The sequence below is a fragment of the Lichenifustis flavocetrariae genome (genome assembly GCF_026130545.1).
Lineage (GTDB): Bacteria > Pseudomonadota > Alphaproteobacteria > Rhizobiales > Beijerinckiaceae > Lichenihabitans > Lichenihabitans flavocetrariae.
Genome location: NZ_JAMOIM010000016.1, coordinates 144728 through 163442 on the forward strand (window position 1 = coordinate 144728; position 18715 = coordinate 163442).

Annotated in this window: 20 protein-coding genes and 2 pseudogenes; 6 read left to right on the plus strand and 16 right to left on the minus strand. The window is 65.2% G+C overall.

Annotated features, from left to right (window positions below):
* Positions 1–28 precede the first annotated feature (28 nt).
* Genes M8523_RS21605 through M8523_RS21635 form a run of 7 tightly spaced genes read right to left on the minus strand, consistent with a single transcriptional unit; the run spans position 29 to position 6666 of the window.
* Positions 29–841, minus strand: a complete 813-nt coding sequence (locus M8523_RS21605; protein WP_282586978.1) for a BtpA/SgcQ family protein — start codon at positions 839–841, stop codon at positions 29–31.
* Entirely contained in the window at positions 838–2001 is a 1164-nt protein-coding gene (locus tag M8523_RS21610) for an SIS domain-containing protein (RefSeq protein WP_282586979.1), read from the minus strand. The genes M8523_RS21605 and M8523_RS21610 overlap by 4 nt, the downstream gene beginning before the upstream one ends.
* 32 nt (positions 2002–2033) lie before the next feature.
* Entirely contained in the window at positions 2034–2942 is a 909-nt protein-coding gene (locus M8523_RS21615; protein ID WP_282586980.1) for a carbohydrate kinase family protein, read from the minus strand.
* The gene (locus M8523_RS21620; protein WP_282586981.1) at positions 2939–3721 is read right to left on the minus strand and encodes a GntR family transcriptional regulator; all 783 of its coding nucleotides are present in this window, start codon (positions 3719–3721) and stop codon (positions 2939–2941) included. Before M8523_RS21620 ends, M8523_RS21615 begins: the two co-directional genes overlap by 4 nt.
* Positions 3718–4629 (minus strand): NAD-dependent epimerase/dehydratase family protein, encoded by a 912-nt coding sequence (locus tag M8523_RS21625; protein WP_282586982.1) that lies wholly within the window; start codon positions 4627–4629, stop codon positions 3718–3720. Before M8523_RS21625 ends, M8523_RS21620 begins: the two co-directional genes overlap by 4 nt.
* A gap of 28 nt (positions 4630–4657) precedes the next feature.
* Positions 4658–5425, minus strand: coding sequence for an SDR family NAD(P)-dependent oxidoreductase (locus M8523_RS21630; RefSeq protein ID WP_282586983.1), 768 nt, complete (start codon positions 5423–5425; stop codon positions 4658–4660).
* On the minus strand, positions 5422–6666 hold the full coding sequence (locus tag M8523_RS21635; RefSeq protein WP_282586984.1) for an FAD-dependent oxidoreductase: 1245 nt from the start codon (positions 6664–6666) through the stop codon (positions 5422–5424). Before M8523_RS21635 ends, M8523_RS21630 begins: the two co-directional genes overlap by 4 nt.
* A 140-nt stretch (positions 6667–6806) precedes the next feature.
* Between M8523_RS21635 and M8523_RS21640 the strand changes: the two genes are divergently transcribed.
* The 4 genes from M8523_RS21640 (at position 6807) to M8523_RS21655 (ending at position 10442) form a co-directional block, all read left to right on the plus strand.
* The gene (locus M8523_RS21640) at positions 6807–6950 is read left to right on the plus strand and encodes a hypothetical protein (RefSeq protein ID WP_282586985.1); all 144 of its coding nucleotides are present in this window, start codon (positions 6807–6809) and stop codon (positions 6948–6950) included.
* Positions 6951–7120: 170 nt separating this feature from the next.
* Positions 7121–7816 (plus strand): ECF transporter S component, encoded by a 696-nt coding sequence (locus tag M8523_RS21645; protein WP_282586986.1) that lies wholly within the window; start codon positions 7121–7123, stop codon positions 7814–7816.
* Positions 7817–7818: 2 nt separating this feature from the next.
* On the plus strand, positions 7819–9633 hold the full coding sequence (locus M8523_RS21650; RefSeq protein ID WP_282586987.1) for an ABC transporter ATP-binding protein: 1815 nt from the start codon (positions 7819–7821) through the stop codon (positions 9631–9633).
* Positions 9630–10442, plus strand: coding sequence for an energy-coupling factor transporter transmembrane component T family protein (locus M8523_RS21655; RefSeq protein WP_282586988.1), 813 nt, complete (start codon positions 9630–9632; stop codon positions 10440–10442). Before M8523_RS21650 ends, M8523_RS21655 begins: the two co-directional genes overlap by 4 nt.
* Positions 10443–10460: 18 nt before the next feature.
* On the opposite strand, the gene M8523_RS21660 is transcribed toward M8523_RS21655, so the two are convergent.
* The 6 genes and pseudogenes from M8523_RS21660 to M8523_RS21680 all read right to left on the minus strand — a co-directional run bounded on the left by M8523_RS21660 (position 10461) and on the right by M8523_RS21680 (position 14648).
* Positions 10461–10862 carry an amidase family protein gene (locus M8523_RS21660; RefSeq protein ID WP_282586989.1) on the minus strand — a complete coding sequence of 134 codons (402 nt, stop codon included), beginning with the start codon at positions 10860–10862 and terminating at the stop codon, positions 10461–10463.
* Positions 10759–11193: an amidase family protein gene (locus M8523_RS36805; RefSeq protein ID WP_428350997.1), complete on the minus strand. Its 435-nt coding sequence runs from the start codon at positions 11191–11193 to the stop codon at positions 10759–10761. Before M8523_RS36805 ends, M8523_RS21660 begins: the two co-directional genes overlap by 104 nt.
* Positions 11138–11692: an amidase gene (locus M8523_RS21665; protein WP_282586990.1), complete on the minus strand. Its 555-nt coding sequence runs from the start codon at positions 11690–11692 to the stop codon at positions 11138–11140. The genes M8523_RS36805 and M8523_RS21665 overlap by 56 nt, the downstream gene beginning before the upstream one ends.
* A 20-nt stretch (positions 11693–11712) precedes the next feature.
* Complete coding sequence (gene atzD, locus M8523_RS21670) at positions 11713–12819, minus strand: cyanuric acid amidohydrolase (RefSeq protein ID WP_282586991.1); 1107 nt, start codon at positions 12817–12819, stop codon at positions 11713–11715.
* Positions 12816–13916 carry a cyanuric acid amidohydrolase gene (gene atzD / locus M8523_RS21675; protein WP_282586992.1) on the minus strand — a complete coding sequence of 367 codons (1101 nt, stop codon included), beginning with the start codon at positions 13914–13916 and terminating at the stop codon, positions 12816–12818. The genes atzD (M8523_RS21670) and atzD (M8523_RS21675) overlap by 4 nt, the downstream gene beginning before the upstream one ends.
* 24 nt (positions 13917–13940) lie before the next feature.
* A pseudogene (locus M8523_RS21680) lies at positions 13941–14648 on the minus strand (GntR family transcriptional regulator).
* Between the two features lie 78 nt (positions 14649–14726).
* Here M8523_RS21680 and M8523_RS21685 point away from each other — a divergent pair.
* Together M8523_RS21685 and M8523_RS21690 are read left to right on the plus strand one after the other, a co-directional pair.
* Positions 14727–15386, plus strand: a pseudogene (locus M8523_RS21685) (pyridoxal-phosphate-dependent aminotransferase family protein); the annotation flags it as partial.
* Position 15387: 1 nt separating this feature from the next.
* Complete coding sequence (locus M8523_RS21690) at positions 15388–16389, plus strand: AAA family ATPase (RefSeq protein ID WP_282586993.1); 1002 nt, start codon at positions 15388–15390, stop codon at positions 16387–16389.
* Positions 16390–16840: 451 nt separating this feature from the next.
* Here the strand turns inward: M8523_RS21690 and M8523_RS21695 are convergent, their stop codons facing one another.
* The 3 genes from M8523_RS21695 to M8523_RS21705 form a co-directional block, all read right to left on the minus strand.
* Positions 16841–17965, minus strand: coding sequence for an AAA family ATPase (locus M8523_RS21695; RefSeq protein WP_282586994.1), 1125 nt, complete (start codon positions 17963–17965; stop codon positions 16841–16843).
* 164 nt (positions 17966–18129) lie between these two features.
* The gene (gene xseB / locus M8523_RS21700) at positions 18130–18366 is read right to left on the minus strand and encodes an exodeoxyribonuclease VII small subunit (protein WP_282586995.1); all 237 of its coding nucleotides are present in this window, start codon (positions 18364–18366) and stop codon (positions 18130–18132) included.
* Positions 18363–18715 (minus strand): exodeoxyribonuclease VII large subunit (locus M8523_RS21705; protein ID WP_345894276.1); only part of this gene is annotated, 353 nt, incomplete at its 5' end. The genes M8523_RS21705 and xseB, both read right to left, overlap by 4 nt.

Here is an 18715-nt window from a genome sequence, read left to right on the forward strand (position 1 = left end):
GACTCCTGTGCTGACGAGGGGCTTGGCTTCATGCGGCTGTCCGCGGGACGCGGGCGGCTGCCATGAAGGACTGGACCTTGGCGGGATCGAAGCGGCCGAAAGCCGTGTTCGATCCCTTCAGGGAAGAGCTGACGATGGTGCCGTCCGCGACGGCATTGACGTCCGCGACATTCTCTTGCGTAACGCTTCCGCCGACCAGGATCGGGACGGCGCCCACGACCCGACGTGCGACCGCGATGAAGTCATGCGTCTGCGCATAGGTCTTGCCGGTCAGGACCAGGGCGTCGGCGGCGCCGAGGCGGACGGCAGCATCCAGATCGCCCTCGAAATTATCCGGCACGAGCGGCACGCCGGTGCGGTCGTGCACATCGGCCAGAATGGCGACATCGTCGGCTCGCCATTCGGTCCGGGCACGAATGGCGGCAAAGGCCTGGGCGGTCTCGACGCCGAAGGGCGTCACCATCGCGCCGACATAGATCTTGATGCGGACGAAATCCGCGTCCGACGCGGAGGCGACCGCAAACATCGCCTCGGCGTCGTTCTCCAGCATGTTGAGCCCGACCGGCACGCCGAACCGCTGCCGGACTTCGCTGGCGACGCGCGTCATCCAGGTCGCTTGGACCAGGGCAACCCGGGTGTCGACGGGGATGTCGCCGAGGTTCTGCACCATCATGGCGTCGATGCCGTTTGCGGCGAGGATCTCGGCTTCCGCCAGCGCCGGCTCTAGCACGTCGCCGATCGTCGCGTCGCGGTAGCGGCTGCCGCCAGGTAGGGCGGCGAGCTGCACCATGCCGACCACCGGCTTCTTGCCCGCCCGCAGGAGCCGGAGCAGTTCGCTCATCGGGTCGCCACCTCCGGTGCGGCCTTGGCCTGGGCGGAATGGAAGATCTGGCGGAAGTTCACCTCCTGCCGCCGTTTGTTGTCGAAGCCCAGGAAGGCGATGTTCTGCTGATCGGCGATGTGGCAGGACAAATATTCGAAAGGCAGCTTGTAGACGAAGGGCGTCAGCGTCTCGGGCAGATCCGGCATGGCAAAGTAGATGTCGGAAGCGGCTTCTGCCTCTGCATCGCCGGCGCGGCCGATGATGATGATGCGCGAGCCCATTTCGCGCGAGGCCTGTGCCTGTTCAAGCCCGCGGTCACGGCTTGCTCCAGGCGGCAGCAGGATGATCGTGTCGGTCATTTCGTCAGTGAAGAAATATTGCTCGTGTGCCCATTCCTCGAGTTCCGCGTAGTGGCACGGACGCGTCAGCCCCTCAAACCATTTGCACATGCCAAAATAGGCGGTGCCATAGTTGGGGCCTGCGCCGAGGATCACCGTCTTGCGGTCCTTGGTGAAGGTAGCGGCGATCTTGGGCGCGAGGTCGCTGACGGTCGCGTCGGCGGCGGACATGGCGTCCGGCACCGCGCGAAGTTCGCTCAGCAACTGCTCGACCCTGTCCTTGCCAAGATATCCGATGCATTCGCCAACCGCGATCGAGGCGGTGAACAGACCCAGCATGCTGGCCGTGTAGGTGACGCTGCCGGGAGTGATAACCTTGGTACCGTCCGGCTGCTCCTTGATGTTCGGTGGCGCATTGACCTTGATCAGCGTTTCGGCCGCGCGAGCAAGGTTGGTGTCGGCGCTGACCGTAACCGCGAAGGTCCAGGCGCCGCGGTCGCGGGCGAGCCGGACGCCTTCGATAGTGCGGGAGACCGTGCCAGAGTTCGAGATGCCGAAAACGAAGCTGTCGGGCGGCAGATCGGTCACGAGGTAGCGTGAGAATTCGAGCGCTTCGACGGGTTCGATGAAGCGGCCCGTGGCCTTCATCATGTAACTGCGGGCCGCGAGCGCGGCGGAAAAGCTGTCGCCGCAGCCAATCATGAATCCGTGGCGCAACGTGCCCGGTTCGCGGCCGGCGACCACCTCGCGCATGTAGGCGAGCATCGGGTCGATGTTGTCGCGCACAAAGCCTGGCTGGAGAGCGACCTCCTTCAGCATGACTTCTTTTTCGTTCTGCACCGGCTTGGCTCCCTGTGGTTTTCTGTGTCTGGTCAGGCCGCCAGGTGGGCGACATCGTTGCGGAACTGAAGCAGGCGACCCTCGGCCATGGCGGGCGTGCCTTCGAGCAGTCCGGTGCAGCCAACGCTCTCGACGCAGAACGAGGCCGACACTGCGCCGTGCAGAAGAGCCTGCACGGGATCGCGGGTGCGCGCATAGCCGATGAGCGTGCCGCCGCAGAACGTGTCGCCAGCCCCTGTCGCGTCCACAGCGGCGATGGGAAAGGCCGGCAATTCGATGAGATCGCGGCTGCCGGTGGCGTGGGCAACACACCCGTCAGCGCCGCATTTCAAGGCGATCAGAGGCGTGTCGGGCGAGAGGTCGCGCAGGCGCCGAACGGTGTCGGCCGGCGACAGGTCCGGAAAGATGGCGCGGCCATCCTGCCGGCTCGGCAGGAACAGATCGACGCTGGCCATCAAGCGGGCCACGGCATCGAGGGAGACCCCCGCGAGCTTGCGGTCATCGAGGTCAATCGACAAAAGCGTCGTGCCGGCGGCGCGCAGCGCGCCCACCAGATCGACATGCCGCTCCCATGGGAGGGGAGCGAGGTGAGCGGCGCCGATCCCGACTCTCACGTCCATGGCGCGAGGACTGAAATCATCCCAGTTCCGCGTGGCGCTGCGAAAGATGAACTGCCGGCTGCCGTCCTCCTCGTAAAGGCCCCAGTCGCGCAGCGTCAGTGGGATCTGCGGGCAATGCGACAGATCGAGCCGGTCTTCGAGTTTGGCGATGGGATAGTCTGGGCCAAAGGGCGCGACGACGCTGGGCCGCTCGCCCCACACCGCCATGCCGAGCGCCGCATAGACCGCGTTGCCGCCTGGGACAGCCCATTGCGTCGTCCCGTCAACGAAGACGAGGTCGTCAATCGACAGATTGCCGAACGAGGCGAACGGGGCGGTCACATGCGCACCCCGGACCGCACAACTGTTAGATCGATGACATCGCTGTTGTGGTGATTGACGGAGTAGAGAACCCGGCGGTCGTTCTCGCCAAAATGGATCTCGCGCATAAGGAGCAGAGGCGCTCCCGGCTTCAACGCCAGGAGACGTGATTGCTGGGCCGTGGCATTCACCGCTGTCACAGCCATGTCGCTGCGCAGAAGCGCGAGGCCAAGCGTCTGCGTGAGAAAGCCGTAGAGGGACCCGCCTTTAAAGCGCTTGAACGCCTCAAAGCTCACGGTTGGTCCGACAGGCACGTATTCGTGCGCAAGACCAAGCGGACGATCGTCGATCAGTCGGACGCGCTTGATCCGAATGACGCCAGATTTCGGAGCAATGGATAAAGCCGCAGCCACGTCGCGCGATGACGCAATCTCATCGATGACCAGGCCGCGGTCCTTGGGCTCGCCGCCTGCGGCGCGGATCAAGGCCGAAAGCGACAGCATGGAATCGAGCGGACTCGACAGGTGACGCGGCCCGGCGGCCACGAAAGTACCCACGCCATGCCGGATTTTTAGCATGCCTTCCTGCGCCAGCACGCGAAACGCCTCTCGCAAGGTCGGTCGGCTGACGCCCAAGCCTTTTGCGATTTCGGTCTCGCTGGGGAGCCGCGTGCCGGGCGGAAGGCCTCGCGCGTTGATTTCGCCGCGCAGCGCGCTCGATACCCGCGCCACTAGATCCTCCCGCCGAGGTCCCCCGGCATCGAGACGGGCGCTCAAAGCGGAGATCTCCAGCGCGGTCACGGTGCGGCCTGCCCCGCCAGAATCGAAGATCGGTAGGCCGCGATGCCGGCGTTCATCCTGAAGCGTGGCGACCAGGCGAGATCACGGCCGATCGCCGACACATCGAAGCGCGTCTGCACGTCCGGCACGTCGTCCACGCCCGGCACGAGGCTCGCCCGCATTCGTGGAAGCGCGTGCAGCGCCTCGTCGAGCAGTGCCGGCATCGTGAGCGGCTCGCCCGAACCGACGTTGTAAATGCGCTGCGGCAGCCGAGCGGCCTCCAAGGCGGCGGCGATCGCCTCGGCGACATCGTCGACATAGACATAGTGATAGACAAAATCCGGGTCGCACGGGATCGCGACCGGACGACCGGCTTCGGTGTTCTCGATCAGGGTTTTTAGATGACAGTTCGCCCGACGATAGGGGCCGTAGACGCGCGCGATGCGCAGGCTGACGCCTTGGAGGCCGTACTCGACCGCGAACCCTTGGATGAGCTGTTCGCAGGCCACCTTGCTGGCGCCATAGACTGAGGTGGGACGCAGCGGCGTCTCCTCGGTGATGGTTGCCGCGCCAACGTCGCCATAGACGCTGATCGAAGAACAGAAGACGAAGCGGCGCATGCCGTGGCGGCGCGCGAGATCGAGCAACGCCGCGGTCGAGTCGATGTTGACGGCCACCAGCTTCAGCGGCTCGCCCTTCGCCATCATCGGACCCGAAATCGCTCCGCAATGAACGATCGCATCGATGCGATGCTGTTCAACAAGGCGTTCGAAGCCGGCGATGTCGTCGAAGCTGACGGTGGTCAGGCTCGGCACATCATGGCCGAAGCTGGTGACGTCGGTGGCAATCACCTGATGGCCACGGCCTTGCAGGATGGGACGCACGGCCATGCCGATCAGACCGGCTGCGCCGGTGAGGAGGACGTTCATCGCGCGACCTCTCCTGCTGAGACGCCCCTCACAAGGCCACCATGCCGCCGTCGACCCCGATGTCGGCGCCTGCCATGAAGGACGAGCCTGTCGAGCAGAGGAACAACACCACGGCGGCCACCTCGGGCGAAGCGGCAAAGCGGCCGATGGGAGTCAGCGGCAGAAAAGCGGCGCGCTGCTGCTCCGTCACGTCCTTCTGTAGGCCGGTCATGGTGGTGCCGGGGGACACCGAATTGATCTGCACATTCTGCGAGGCATATTGCACGCCGGCTTGGCGCGTCAGCGCCAGCACCGCACCTTTCGAAGCGCAATAGGCGGCCGCATCGCGCAGGCCGATATGGGCGGCGGTGGACGCCACATTGACGATCTTGCCGCTCTTCCGCGCCAGCATACCGGGCAGAACGGCCTTCATGCCGATCCACACGCCCTTGGCGTTCACTTCGAGGATGCGGTCCCACACCTCTTCGGACACATCGGCAGCCGTGTCGCCGGGCACCGCAATGCCGGCATTGTTGACCAGGATGTCGATCGCGCCCCATCGGCCGACGGTGGTCTCCACGAGCTTCGTCCAGCCGGCGGTGTCGCGGACGTCCATCGTCACGGCTTCAGCTTGGGCTCCGAGTTCCCGGGCCCGCTCGGCCGCCCGGTCGGCGCCCTTCACGTCGAGGCAGATCAACCGCGCTGCACCGCGTGCCAAACCTTCCACACTCGCGAAGCCGATCCCATCGCCGGCGCCGGTGACGATCGCCACCTTGCCGTTAAAGCGGTAGTCGGGCGGGGTCGTCTCGTCGATCATAGGGAACTCCAGTGTTGGGGGGCAGCCACGCCGCCGCGAGGCGGCGACACGTCGCGATAGAGTTTGGTCAACTCCTGCTGGAACGCCGGCTCGGTTTTCCATCGCGTGCCGGAAACCGGATCTGCTCCGGCCAGCATCGTGTCGGTCGCCCGTCGCGACAGATCGACGACGAACCGCGCCCGCTCGGCCTGCCGCGCCTCGACGCGCGCCGGCACCACGCCGAGCGGCTCGCCCGCATCGAGCGCCAGCCTGATCTCGTCGACAGTCACACAGGCATCTTCGCAAGCCTGAGTCGCGCCCTGACCCAGCGTCGGCACCATCGGGTGCGCGGCATCGCCCGCCAGCAGGATACCGGCCTTGTGGCCGTAGGTCACGGTGCCCTCCTGCAGTCGCGCCCAATGGATACGGCTCGCATAACGCGTGATGGAGTCGATGAGAAAGGCCGCTTCGCGCGAGGGCTCACCCTCTGTCGGCAGATAGGCCTGCCGCAAGGCCGCCGGCTGTTTCATCGCCTCCGGGATTTGGCCGCCGGCCGGAATCGGGAAGGAGCCGGCGCAATAGACGAAATCGCCCGGCACCTTGTAGGCGAGAAGCCGGTTGGGGCCGTTGAACCATTGGCCGTAATCGTCGATCGGACAATCCGGCCCGGCCGGGAACAGAACGCGGTAAAGGCAGACATTGAGAAAACTCGGCGTCTCGGGACCGCCCAGGACGAATTGGCGCACGGCTGAATAACGGCCGTCCCCGGCGATCAGCAGGTCGATCCCGTTGAGGCGACGGAGGTCACTGGTAGCGCGATTCACCCATGTCACGAACGTACCGTTGTCGTCCTGACCACAGCCCGTGAGCTCGGCATTGTATACCAGCGTGTCGCTCAGCGGTTGGCGCAGCAACGCGTAGAGCTCCGCCCAGCGGATGCGGATGCCGGGATTGTCGGCGACGGCATCGAGCCGCAAGTCCATCAGCGCCTGACCATTCGTCAAAGCGATCGTCCAGACGCTCCATGGGAGGCTATTGCAAACGATCGTCTCCGCCTCGTTCGGCAGATACCATCGCATCGCCTTGATCGCATTCGGGCCGATGTTGAGCCCGGTACCGGCTTCTTCCTGCTCCTGCGGTGCGACACGTTCGAGGCATATCAGCTCGCAATCCGTACGGTCCCGCAGGCCCGACGCAATGAGGCTTCCAGCGATGCCGGCACCTGCAATGACAATCCTTGGTTTGCGATCCGATGTCGACAAATCATGTCCTTGCTGCAGAACTGATGCTGTAAGACGTCTGACGACAGACGAACATGAAATGGTCCATCGCGCAAGATGGCCGTGCATGAACGTCGTAGAGCTTCGCAGTCATTGCCCAAATTTTGATCGCCCGCGATTGGATGAACGCAGCATTCGATCGGCGCTCCGTAGAAACGATCGCGTGCGCGGTGTCTAATTATTACGCCGACCATGACGAATCCGAGCAGTTTGCGGATACGATGCGCGATCCTGATCAAATTTCAGGCTTTGAAAACCCAGGATGATTGCGCATTCTTTGTTGGATCAATTCTAGATGAGCGATCGATGTCGGTCGTGGCGACCGTCAGCAACTCTCTGACTGAATCTTTTCGACGAACGCAATGGCTGAATTCGCAAAATCGCGCAGCCTACTTCCCTCTTCTGACGAGCATGCGTCGCAACGCGGAGCATTCCCATGAGCATCGGTACCCTATACTTGATTGTCGCGATCATTGCTGTCGCGCTCGCCGTGGTGGCGTTTTTCATCAATCGCGGGAACGGCCGCGTCATGGTGGGCTTCACGCTCATGGAAATCGTGATCATGGCCGTGATCGGCGTGATCAATGGCGTCCTCGGCACACCTAACGCCATGCTGGGTCGGCTGTTCATGACATTTTCCGGCAGCTATGGCTTTCTGGCGTTTGCCGCCATCTGCGGCGGCTTCTATGTCGCCGGTCCGTTGTGCGGCTACATCATCCGCAAGCCGGGCGCCGCAACCCTCGCCGAAACCATGAACGGCGTCGCGCAGGTGCTGTCTGGCAACCCGAACGGAATCATGGTGCTCGCGGCAGGCTTCCTGCAGGGGTTCATGTCGGACGTCGCCTTCGCGTTCTACGGCTACCGCAAGTGGACGCTGTCGGTGCTGGCGCTCTCCGGCGCACTCGCCCCCATCCTTCAGCAAATTCCGGAGGTGTACTTCTTCGGCGTCGGCGATATGGGCATCAGCTACAACCTGCTCGCCTTGATCATCCGGATGGGAAGTGGCGCCCTTTACGCCATCATCCTGGTGAAGCCGATCGCCCTTGCCTTGCTGCGCGCCGGCGTGCTGCGCGGCACCCAGCTTGCGGCCGACGAGCGCCCGCTCGCTACAACGACGCAGAAGCTTGCCTGAGGATGACGATGGTTGATGTGGCGACACCCGCGACCGTCTCACAATCTGTGTCGCGGGTCGTCGTCGATCTCCAATCGATATCTTATACTTACGAGGGAGAGGGCCAACCCGTTCTGAACGACATTTCGTTCCAGGTGGATGACGGCGAGTTCGTCTTGATCCTCGGCCCGAGCGGGTGCGGCAAGAGCACCCTGCTGCAACTCTTTAATGGCACGATCCCGCATACCCTTAAGGGCGCTCTTGCCGGGGAGGCCTCCATCTGCGGCCACGCGCTGACGACAACGAAGGTCGCGACCTTCGCGACCGACGTCGGCATGGTGTTCCAGGATCCCGATGCCCAGATCATCTGCACCCGGGTTCGGGACGAGGTGTGCTTCGGGCTCGAAAATCTTTGCCGTCCAGCCGCCGAGATCATGGAGCAGCAGGTCGAGGCGCTGCGGCTCGTTGGCCTCGATGGCTTCGGCGACCGGTCCGTGTTTGACCTGTCGGGCGGCCAGAAGCAGCGCGTCAGCATCGCGGCCGTTCTCGCCGTCCGCCCCCGCCTCCTTGTTCTTGACGAGCCGACGGCCAACCTCGATCCGGCTGGCATGGCGGACGTGTTCGTTCTGTTGCACGCCCTGCACAAGGCCGGCACCACAATCGTGATGGTGGAACATCGGGTCGACGAACTGGCCGACCGGGTGTCGCGGGTGATCATGATGGATCGCGGCCGCATGACTTTCGACGGCCCTCCCCGCGAGGCCTTTTCCCAGCCGCGCGCGGCGCGATCGGAAGAGGGTGATGTGGTGCCCGTGAGCGCCTGGTTTCCGCAGGCGGCCGAATTCGCCCTGGCGCTCGGCACCGCGTGCGGCGTGCCGATACAGGCAAAGGATATGCCACTCAACGTGGCCGAGGCGGTAACCTTGGGTGAGCGTTTCATCGGTGTTGCCGCGGTCATGCCATCCGTACCCGCCGCTTCAATGTCGAGCCCCGAAACGACGCCGCTGCTGCGCGTCCAGCATCTGTCGTTCGGCTACGACCGGGTCGAGCCGATTCTCGACGATGTGAACTTCGACCTTGGTCGCGGACGCCTCGTCGCAATCTGCGGACGCAACGGCTCGGGCAAGACCACGCTTGCGCGTCTCGTCATGGGGATCAACGACGCACCACGGAAAACGATCTTCTTGAACGGAAAAGACCTGAGCGCTCTCGGGCCGAAGGAGATTTCGGCCGAGGTCGGGTATGTGTTCCAGAATCCGGACCATCAGTTCGTCACCGACCGGGTTTGGGACGAAGTCGCCTACGGTTTGACCGTGCGGGGCTATGCGGACGACGCTATCCGGATGCGGGTCGATGAGGTGCTCGGCATCGTCGACCTCGCCCGCTATGCGGAACGCTCGCCGTTCAGCCTCAGCCTCGGCGAGCGCCGGCGCTTGAGCGTCGCCACAATGCTGGTGCTCGAGCCCCGTCTCCTGATCCTTGATGAGCCGACGATCGGCCAGGATCACGAAAGAGCCCAACTTCTCATGGGTCTGATGGTGCGCTTGCGTGAGCGGTACAATACTACCGTCCTAATGATCACCCATGACGTCCGGCTCGTGGCGGAATGGGCTGATCGGGTCCTGGTGCTGAGCCGTGGGCGCTTGTTGTTCGACGGCACGCCAGAGAACATGTTCGCTGATGAGGCTCTTCTCGCGGCAGGCGGTCTGCTGACGCCGCCCGTCTTCGACATCAGCCGTCGCATCGCGGCCGCCCTCCCCGCTGGGCCGGTCAGGCCCACCCTGTCGGTGCCGGCTCTGGTCGATGCGATCGTGAAATCCCGAAAGGTGGCGGCATGAGGCGTTCGGCGGTCTTCCAGTTCCGGTCTGGAGCCTCGTTCTTCCACCGCCTCGATCCACTCAGCAAATTCGCCTGGCTGGTCGGCATATCGCTGCTGGCCTTCGGCGCCTACATCGCGTGGGTGCAGATCGTCATCACCGGCATCGTGCTGTTCACGGCGCTGGTTCTGGCGCGCCTCTCTCCGGTCGAGATCTGGCGTGGCACCTGGCTCTTCGTCATCGCCTGCACGAGCTTTCTCGTCATTCAGACCTTGACGCTGCCCGGCACGCATGTGGCGTTCCGCATCGCCGGCCATCCGATCTACGCCGAAAGCTTCGACTACGCGCTCGCCTCCGCCCTGCGCATCTACACGATCATCCTGTCGTCGCTGGTGTTCGTGCGAACCACAGACCCGCGAGAGCTCGCCATCGCGCTCGTCACGCAGATGAAGGTGCCCTACCGCATCGCTTATGCGTTCTTCATCGCGCTGCGGATCATTCCGACCATCGAGGATGAGATCAAGACCATCGGGGCCGCTCAAGCCGTGCGCGGCGTGGCCCGCCAGGGCGGCATCGCGGGCCGTATCCGCGAGATGAAGCGCTATTCGATGCCGTTGCTTGTCGGCAGCCTCCGGAAAGCTTCAATGATGGTGATGTCCATGGAAGCGCGCGCCTTTGGTGCGTTTCCAAAGCGTACTTTCGTCGAGCCGCCGCGCATGACGGCCTCGGGCGTGGTTGTTCGAACCGTAACGATCGCGGCCGTCGTCGCGTGGTACGCCGCCCTGGCGACCGGCCTTGTCCACACGATGTACGTGCTCGCGCCGGCTTGAGGGGTCAGTCCGCGCTGCTCAGCCTGCCAAGGTCATCTGTGAAAATCTCCAGGCCGGTCCGTGGGTGTGCTCGAACGACCGTCCAAATGCCAGTAAGCTCGAATCGCTGCCGAACCGGCCAATGAACTGTCCACCGAGCGGGAGCCCTGCCTTGGAGAACCCAAGCGGCAAAGCCAGGCCGGGGTTGCCAACGACATTCACCCAGCCTGTGTAGACCGCATGGCCGCGCGGGCCGACCGGACGCCCGTCAATTTCAGGCGGAAAGGCTTCGGCGGCCGGCCAGGGCAGTGCGGTGGCGCTCGGCGTGAAGATCAGATCATAGTCTTGGAACAGGGCGGCGACGCGGCGACGGAAGCTTGCGACGGTTGCGAGCGCCTCGACATAATCCGCCGCCGACAAACCCTCGCCTTCCTGGGCCACGGCCTAAATCGACGGGCCGCCGGCTCCGCGCAACGATCTCGGGATCAAGCGGCGCGTCGTCGAAACGCGGCACGTAGAGAATGCGCAGTCGTGTCGGCTCAAGCGTCAGCGGAACCGCGATCAGCGCTGAGCGCGGATCGCGGTGATCCGAGCCGCCGAGCACCGAATCGAGCACGATTGTGTCGGCGACGGACCGGGTCAGGATCCCGACGACCTCGCAATCGGCCCCGGTCTCCGGGAACCCGTCACCTCGGGCTATGTGGCCGATCGACGGCTTAAACCCCACGAGCCCCGTATGCGACGCGGGCCCTGCGGATGGAGCCGCCGCCATCGGTGCCGATCGCCGCCGGCACAAAGCCGGCCGCGACGCTAGCGACGGCGCCGCCGCTCGAACCCCCGGGGGTGAGCGCTGGATTCCAGGGGTTGCCCGTCGTGCCGAACAGGCAGTTCGACGTGTAACCTTCGAGGGTCAGTTCGGGAAAATTGGTTTTGCCGACGATGACGACACCCGCACGCCGCAGCCGGTCGACAGGGATCTCGTCTTGTTCGGGCACGTGATCCGCGTAGGCAACGCTACCCCAGATCGCCCGGAGACCGCCGACCAGGAGGTTGTCCTTGATCGTCATGGGTATACCATCCAGCGCGGAACGCGGCGCGCCGGCCTTCCAACGCGCGGCGCTCGCGGTCGCTACTGCCCTGGCACTCTGCGCATCGAGCGTGACGACACTGTTCAGCGCCGGGTCGAGCTCCGCGATGCGGTCGAAGCAGACATTTACCACGTCTACCGGATCGAGGCGACCTGCCCGATAGTCGGCGTGGAGTTCAACCACACCCTTTTACCAGATCGGAGTCATCGTGCCTCCGCGATGACTGCCAACAAGCCACCGCCATCGGGACCCTGGTGTTCGGCACCACCGGACACGAAGATGCGGCCGTCGCCCATGATGGCGCTCGCCACCCCGCCCAGAGCCGCACGGATGTGGCGCTGCGCGTTGATGTCGGTGTCGTCGAGCATGGTGTGGCGAAAGCCGCGGATCGTGCCCTTCGGGTCCGGCATGCCCTTGACAAGGACGGCTTTGATGCGCCCGCGATCGGCCTCCGCAACGGCCGGGAATGAGGGAATGCCAAGCTCGTCGAGCGTGGCATGTATGGCGCCGATGTCGAGCGCGTCAGCCATCGGGCGATGGGCGATCCGCAACGGCCCGCTCCAGCGGAGCGAATTGCCGAATGCGATAATCTCCGTGCGGGTGATCTCGATGCCCGAGGACACGCTCACGCGGGACGAAAAGAGCGTCATGTCATCGCCGATCGCGGAGTCCGTCAGCCGCGCGCGCGACACGTCACCGAGCGTCAAGGCCGCTCCAAGCGCGGCTGCGGAACGGGACAGTGCCATGGCGCGGTTGGTATCGGCGGTCACGACATCCGCGCCTCGCTCGCGCGCCTCTTGAATGCGCGCAGAGGTGAGGCCGGGTGCCTTGACCTGGACAAACTCGACTTCGTCCACACCCAGGCCGGCCTCGCCGATCGCAACCTCCACGGCCCGCGCGGTCACTTCCAGCTGCGCCATGCGGCCCACCGCTTCGGCCGGCACCGGATCCGCAAAGGCGATGCCGATCGCGAGGGCCGGCGCACTCGCACGCTGCGCGGCGGGAACACGGGCGAAGATCGTCATGTGCGGACTGAGCACCCCCTCGGTGCCGCCCGAAAGCACGCACGGCACCCGGAGCATCGCTTCATCCGGCGTGATGCCAAGCTGCCTGGCGAGCAGCAGCATGAGCGACTGCGTGAAGTAGCCCCGCGTAAAATCGTTGACGCCGCCGTTGCCTTCCGTTTTGCCAATCACGGCCACGACATGAGCAGGCTCGAGCTGACCCGCATCGAACAGCTGGCTCAAGGGCGAAACGTCGCTTGGGCCCGCCATGCTCAGGCGGAACACCCGTGTTTCAAAGGAAGTCACACCCGCACCACGGCGGCGATCGGCGCCTCGCTTGGCGCGCATTGGTGTTCGGTGCCGCCCGACACGAAGATGGCGGGATCGCCGGTGACACTGGCGATCACGGCGCCGAGTGCGGCGCGGGCGTGCCGCTCGTAGTTGATGTCCGCATCCGACAGCATGGTGTTGCGACGGCCGCGGATGGCTCCAGTCGGGCTCGCTTCCGCCTTGGCGAAGATGGCCGCGATGCGGTCCGCGTCGTCGCGCGTCGGATTGCAGTCGAACGGTAGGTCCGCGTCACGCAGCGCAGCCCTGACCCCGTCGGCGTCGATGGCATCCGCCAGCACGGCGTGGCCGATGCGGAACGCACCCGATGCAGAGGCAGAATTGCCGAACAGCAGCACTTCGCAGTTCTTCAGCTCCCCGCCCGCCGAGGTCGAGGCGACCGGCGAGAAAAGATCGAAACGTTTCGCAATGATGGCGTCGGATAGATCGGCCACCTCCACCTCTCCGAGCCCGAGAGCGACGCCAAGCGCGGTGGCGCCGCGGGCATAGGGTTTCGAGCCATTGGGGTCGCGTGTCACCAGGGTTTTGCCCCGCTTGTCGGCATCGGCGATACTGGCGGGCGTGAGTAGCGGTCCCTTGACCTGGACGTAGTGGACATCGGCCGGGTCGGTGATGCCCGTCGCGGCGAGACAGCGTTTCACGGCCGCCGCCACCTCCTCCACCTGCGCCATCGTCCCCGCCTCCTCCGGGCGAATGTCGCGTGTCACCTCGATTGCGAGCGCGAGGCGGCCGCCCGGCAGGCCGCCGGCGCTGCTCGGCTTACGGGTAAAGATTGTCGCGTGCGGCGACAGCACGCCCTCGCAGCCGCCCGACCACACGAATGCGATGCGCCGGCCGACCTCTTCCGGCGAGCACTCGAGGAAGCGGGCGAGCAGCAGCTGGTAGGACAGGGTCGCGAAGCCGCGGGTGAAATCGTTGGCGCCGCCGTTGCCCTCGGTCTTACCGATCGATGCCACGATCGCCGCGGGATCGAACGTGCCGGCTTCGATCAAGCGCTCGAGCTCGGACACGCCGCTCGGCGCATTCATCGCCACCTTGTGGGCGCCGATTTCCATGTTCGCTCCTCTGTTATTGCCGCGTTACTGCGCGCCGTCGGACAGCATGGCGGCTTGCGCGCCGGCGGTTCCGAACGCTGCTTCAATCACGGGTTTCTTGCCGTCAATACGGGCGCGCATGAGCCGCGCCAGTTGGGCGCTGCGCCGGCGCCGCAGCAGAACAATCATGCGCTCATATTCTTCGACAGCCTTGCGCCACTACGCGGGCGTCTTGTGCGCGATGTAGCGCGCACGCGCCACGCGGCCCATCAGGTTGGCGTAGACATCGGACAGCGTGCTGATACGTGCCGCACGCATGAGGCCGTCGTGGATCGCCCGATTGTGGACGAAATAGACGGCCTCATCACCGCAGCGCCACGCCGCCATCATAGCCGCATTGTCCGCAGCGATCGCGTCGATTTCATCGTCTGTGATGCGAGCGCAAGCCAGTTCCACCGCCGTGGCTTCGAGGCCGGCGATTACGGCCAGAACGTCCTCGATCTCGGTAGCCGAAAGATGGGTCACACGGGCGCCGCTGTTCGGCAGCAAGTGGAGAAGGCCCTGAGTCGCGAGGATCTTGATCGCCTCGCGCAAGGGGGTGCGCGAAATGCCGAAGCGTTCGGAGAGCTCCAGTTCGTTGACGCGTGACAGCGGCGGTAGGTCGCCCGACATGACCAAGGCCCGCAGCTGGTCCGCCACGTGGTCGTGCAGATAGCGACGGTAAAGGGCGAGATCGGCGACGATGCGGGTCATGCGATGGCGAGGTGCACCTTGCGACATCAGCATTTATAATACAAAAATCAGAAGTCTCGACAAGCTCCGGTTGCTTCCATGTCACGCCAGCCTGGACGACACTTCCTTCAGATCCCGGGGCCGACCAACGTGCCGCTGCCGGTGCTCGAGGCGATCGCGCGCCCGACCATCGACCACCGCGGGCCGGAGTTCCAGGCGCTCGGGCGAACCGTGCTCCACGGCATCAAGACGATCTTCAAGACGGCCGCGCCGGTGATCATCTATCCCGCGTCCGGCACCGGCGCGTGGGAGGCGGCGCTCGTCAATACGCTGTCGCCGGGGGACGCCGTGCTGATGGCGGAGACCGGGTGGTTGTCGACGCTGTGGCAGAAGATGGCGGCGCGGCTTGGGATCGAGACGATCGTGATCTCGGGCGACTGGCGCCATCCGGTCGATGCGCGGGCGATCGGCGTGCGTCTCGTCGAGGACCGCGCCCATCGCATCAAGGCGGTCGCCGTGGTTCACAACGAGACCTCGACGGGCGTCGCGTCCGATGTCGCGGCGGTGCGGCGGACCATCGATGACGCTCAGCACCCGGCCCTTCTGCTCGTCGACACGATCTCGTCGATGGGCTCGATCGATTACCGGCACGACGAGTGGGGCGTCGACGTCACGGTCGGCGGCTCGCAGAAGGGCCTGATGCTGCCGCCGGGTCTCAGCCTCAACGCCGTGTCGGACAAGATTTGGGCCGCCCCAAGGCATGGTGGTGATCTACCGGGCGCCAGGCACCGGCAAAAACTTCGTCAGTCTCGATCTGGCTCTGCATATCGCGGCTGGACGACGATGGGCCGACCGCCTGGTCCGTCAGGCCTGGGTCGTCTATGTGGCAGCGGAAGGCGGCTTTGGCCTGCGCAAGCGGATTGTCGCCGCCATTGCGCATCACGGGATCGATCGGACCGTGCCCTTCGCGCTGGTCACCGCTGCCCCCAAACTCGGGACTGCATCCGGGGACGCTGACGCCCTTGTCGCAGCCATCCGGAAGCAGACGGCCCGCTTCAGCGTCAAACCGGGCCTTGTCGTTCTCGACACGCTGGCGCGCAGCATGACGGGGTCGGACGAGTCGAACGCCGCCGGCATGGGGCACTTCATTGCGACCGTCGAGGAGATCGGACGCCAGCTCGACGCGGTGATCGTCCCCGTCCACCATGCCGGCAAGGATCCGGCGGCCGGCATGCGGGGGTCGTCAGCCTTGAATGGTGCGGCGGACGGGGTCTGGCGCGTCGAACGCGACGGGCCGCGCAAAACCATCACGATCGAGAAGTCGAAAGACGATCAGGATGGCGAGGTCCTGCCCTTCGGACTTGTCCGGAGGGAGCTGGGTGTCGATGACGACGGGGAGCCGATCACGACCTGTGTCGTGGATCTCGAGACTGACGATGCGCCGCCCTCCGGTGGCGTGCCCGCAGCTGCCACCGTTTCGGGCCAGCGGGAGGCCGTCCTCAGCGCACTGCGCCGTGCCATCGCGATCGAGGGGAGACCCTCTCGCAATAGGGTGATCCCCGTTGGCATGACGGTCATCAGCAAATCCAAGCTGTGGCCGTTCCTCGAACCGATCGGCCTCGGCACGAGCAGCAAGAAGAGTTTAGATGCGACCCTTAACCGCCATTTGCGGGACCTTGAGGAGATCAAGATGATCGAGAGGCACGATGACTGGATCTGGTTGCTGGCACCGGTTGAGAATGAAGATTCGACCGTCGTCTGAGTGACTGATTTAACCAGAAAAGCAGAAAGTTCACCCGGAAACACTGTCTTTAGTTAGAAGACAGTGTTTCCGGAGGTTTTTGGAGCCGGATTGTCGTCGGATCCGACTGTCTGAAGCCATATAACGTTGGACCCTGGCGCGGCCTGTGAGGCCAGACATGGAGGCCGTGGAAGATCGCCGACGGCTGCAGGCCGGTGTCGTCCAGGAAGTTTGTGATCCTTTCGCATCCGTGATCACTTCACGCGGTCCACGTCTCGAGCGACCTCGGCAATGCGCCCGCTCTCTGTCGCAGAGGCATAGGGGCAGCGCCATCTCGCACTTGGCAAGGTTTGGGGGGTTGTTGCAAGGGAAGCTGTGCCTCCCACGCCTGCAGCATCCCCAGCACGCCGTCCGAGCCTGAGTTTTGGTGGGGCCAGGGTTCTCAATCCGGACGCGGCTCCCCTGCCCATCATCAACCCCGCTGCGGAACGGAGCCCATCAGGCCAAATCCGATCCCTCGCCCGTGTGAGCCCCCGGATGGGAGAACCAGCGCCGCGGCTCGGATCATGTCCGCACCTGTGACGGTCCGGCGTTCATAGTCGGCCGCGATGCCCAGAGCCTGGGTGATCACCGCCTTGGCGCGTCGCGTGTTGAGACTGGCGAGAGACGCCAGGGCCTCGGGGGCGAGATCGAAAGTGCCTCCGAGAGCGGCATTGAGGGTCGCAAAGATGCGGCTGTAAACCTCTGCCCTCTGGCCCGCGGTGAGATCCGGAATGTCGAGCACCAGCAGCCGGTCGCGCAGCGGCTCCGACATCGACGCCAGATCGTTCGCTGTCATGATCCAGGTGACAGCGTCGGCCCGCATCGGCACGTCGTAATACTCGTCGCGATAGGCTCGGGAGGTCTCCGGTTCCAGCATGGTCAGAAGTGCGTCGAGCGGCGTGTCGTGGGTGCTGAGGCCCGTCATCTTGTCGACTTCGTCGATCACGATGACCGGGCTGATCGTGGGAGCGGCCAGCAACGCCTTGGCAAGCGCGCCGGGGCGTGCCCCACGCCAGCTGGTGTTGGTGCCGGTCAGAACGCCGCGATCGGCCAGCGTCGACCCTGCGATCACCGTGACCGAGGTCTCCAGCGCGACCGACAGGCCTTGCGCAAAGTGCGTCTTGCCGATGCCCGGCGGCCCGAGCAGCAGCAGGGGTGGAATGCGCATCGGGGTTGCGGTGGCGAGCGACAGGCGCGCGGCGCGGCGCACCACATCGGCGGCGTCCCGGAAGTTCGGCGTGGCGTTGCGAAGCGTCGCGAGCCGCTCGATGAGTTCGGGCGTTCCGACGACGAACTGCTTGTAGAGAGCGTTGCCCTGAAGCAAGCTCCGCAGCAGCTTCACACGGCTCGCCTCCTCGCGGGAGGTCTCGTCGTCGGAGCCCTCGCCCTGTGTGCTGAGACCCCGGATGGCCTCGCGCAGCGCCCTGCGGTCGATGACGTCGACGCCGAGTTCCATATCGTCGAGAACATGCGGGATGGCTCTGCCGTCAGGCCCATCGACGGGGTCGAAGTCGTCCTCGTCGAAGGTGAAGTGTGGGTCGGTGTCTGATGTCATGGTTAGGCTCGCTGGTGAGGATGAGTGGGGGCAATGAGGAGAGTTCGGTCCGGAGTGTCTCGGCTCTCGGGATCGGAATGGCTGGGTGGCGGCCCAGCTCGCAGGTGCCGGCGCAAGGCGGCTGGACGTGGGGTCCGTCGCAGCCGCCCGGCGTGGCGTCGGAGTCAGGCGTCCGCGCCCGCGTCGGCCGGCCCGATCTCCTGGTCGATCTCGCGCCGGATAGCGTCGAGCCGATCCTTGCAGGCCTGGTAGGCGTCCCGGGCGGCGCGAACGTCGGCCGCCAGGGTGTCGATGGTGGCGGCCGAACCCGGCGCGCGCAGCCGTGTGGCGATCTCGTTGAGACGCTGATAGGCGGCCGCATAGGTCTGGGTCGAGGCGGGTATGCATGTGGTCTGGGTCATCGCTCGTGCTTTCTGAGAATGGTGGCCGGAGAGGTCTCGAGGACGGCGGTCACCAGACCGTCCGCGAGCAGGAGGGTCACGCGGCCGGCGTTGAGCGCGGCGGCCTGTGAGCGGATGAGGTGCCCGTCGGCATCGAGCACGAGGGCGAAGCCACGCCCGAGCACGGCCGCGAGATCGGTTTCGGCAAGGCGCGCCTCGGTGCGGGCGAGAGCGCTCTCGGCTGCGGTCCAGCGGGTCCGGACGGCCGCCGTGATGCTGGCGAACAGGGCGTCGCAATGCTGGGCGGCGGCCGCCACCTGCGCGGTCGCGACGCGTGTGACAGCCGCGGACGGGGCATCACCTGGATCGA

Bases quoted from the DNA above. Each gene is read 5' to 3' on its own strand.
- M8523_RS21605 (WP_282586978.1), bottom strand. From the start codon at position 841: ATGAGCGAACTGCTCCGGCTCCTGCGGGCGGGCAAGAAGCCGGTGGTC.
- M8523_RS21625 (WP_282586982.1), bottom strand. From the start codon at position 4,629: ATGAACGTCCTCCTCACCGGCGCAGCCGGTCTGATCGGCATGGCCGTG.
- M8523_RS21630 (WP_282586983.1), bottom strand. From the start codon at position 5,425: ATGATCGACGAGACGACCCCGCCCGACTACCGCTTTAACGGCAAGGTG.
- M8523_RS21640 (WP_282586985.1), top strand. From the start codon at position 6,807: ATGAACGCAGCATTCGATCGGCGCTCCGTAGAAACGATCGCGTGCGCG.
- M8523_RS21645 (WP_282586986.1), top strand. From the start codon at position 7,121: ATGAGCATCGGTACCCTATACTTGATTGTCGCGATCATTGCTGTCGCG.
- M8523_RS21650 (WP_282586987.1), top strand. From the start codon at position 7,819: ATGACGATGGTTGATGTGGCGACACCCGCGACCGTCTCACAATCTGTG.
- M8523_RS21655 (WP_282586988.1), top strand. From the start codon at position 9,630: ATGAGGCGTTCGGCGGTCTTCCAGTTCCGGTCTGGAGCCTCGTTCTTC.
- M8523_RS36805 (WP_428350997.1), bottom strand. From the start codon at position 11,193: ATGGCGGCGGCTCCATCCGCAGGGCCCGCGTCGCATACGGGGCTCGTG.
- atzD (WP_282586992.1), bottom strand. From the start codon at position 13,916: ATGGAAATCGGCGCCCACAAGGTGGCGATGAATGCGCCGAGCGGCGTG.
- M8523_RS21690 (WP_282586993.1), top strand. From the start codon at position 15,388: ATGGTGGTGATCTACCGGGCGCCAGGCACCGGCAAAAACTTCGTCAGT.
- M8523_RS21695 (WP_282586994.1), bottom strand. From the start codon at position 17,965: ATGACATCAGACACCGACCCACACTTCACCTTCGACGAGGACGACTTC.
- xseB (WP_282586995.1), bottom strand. From the start codon at position 18,366: ATGACCCAGACCACATGCATACCCGCCTCGACCCAGACCTATGCGGCC.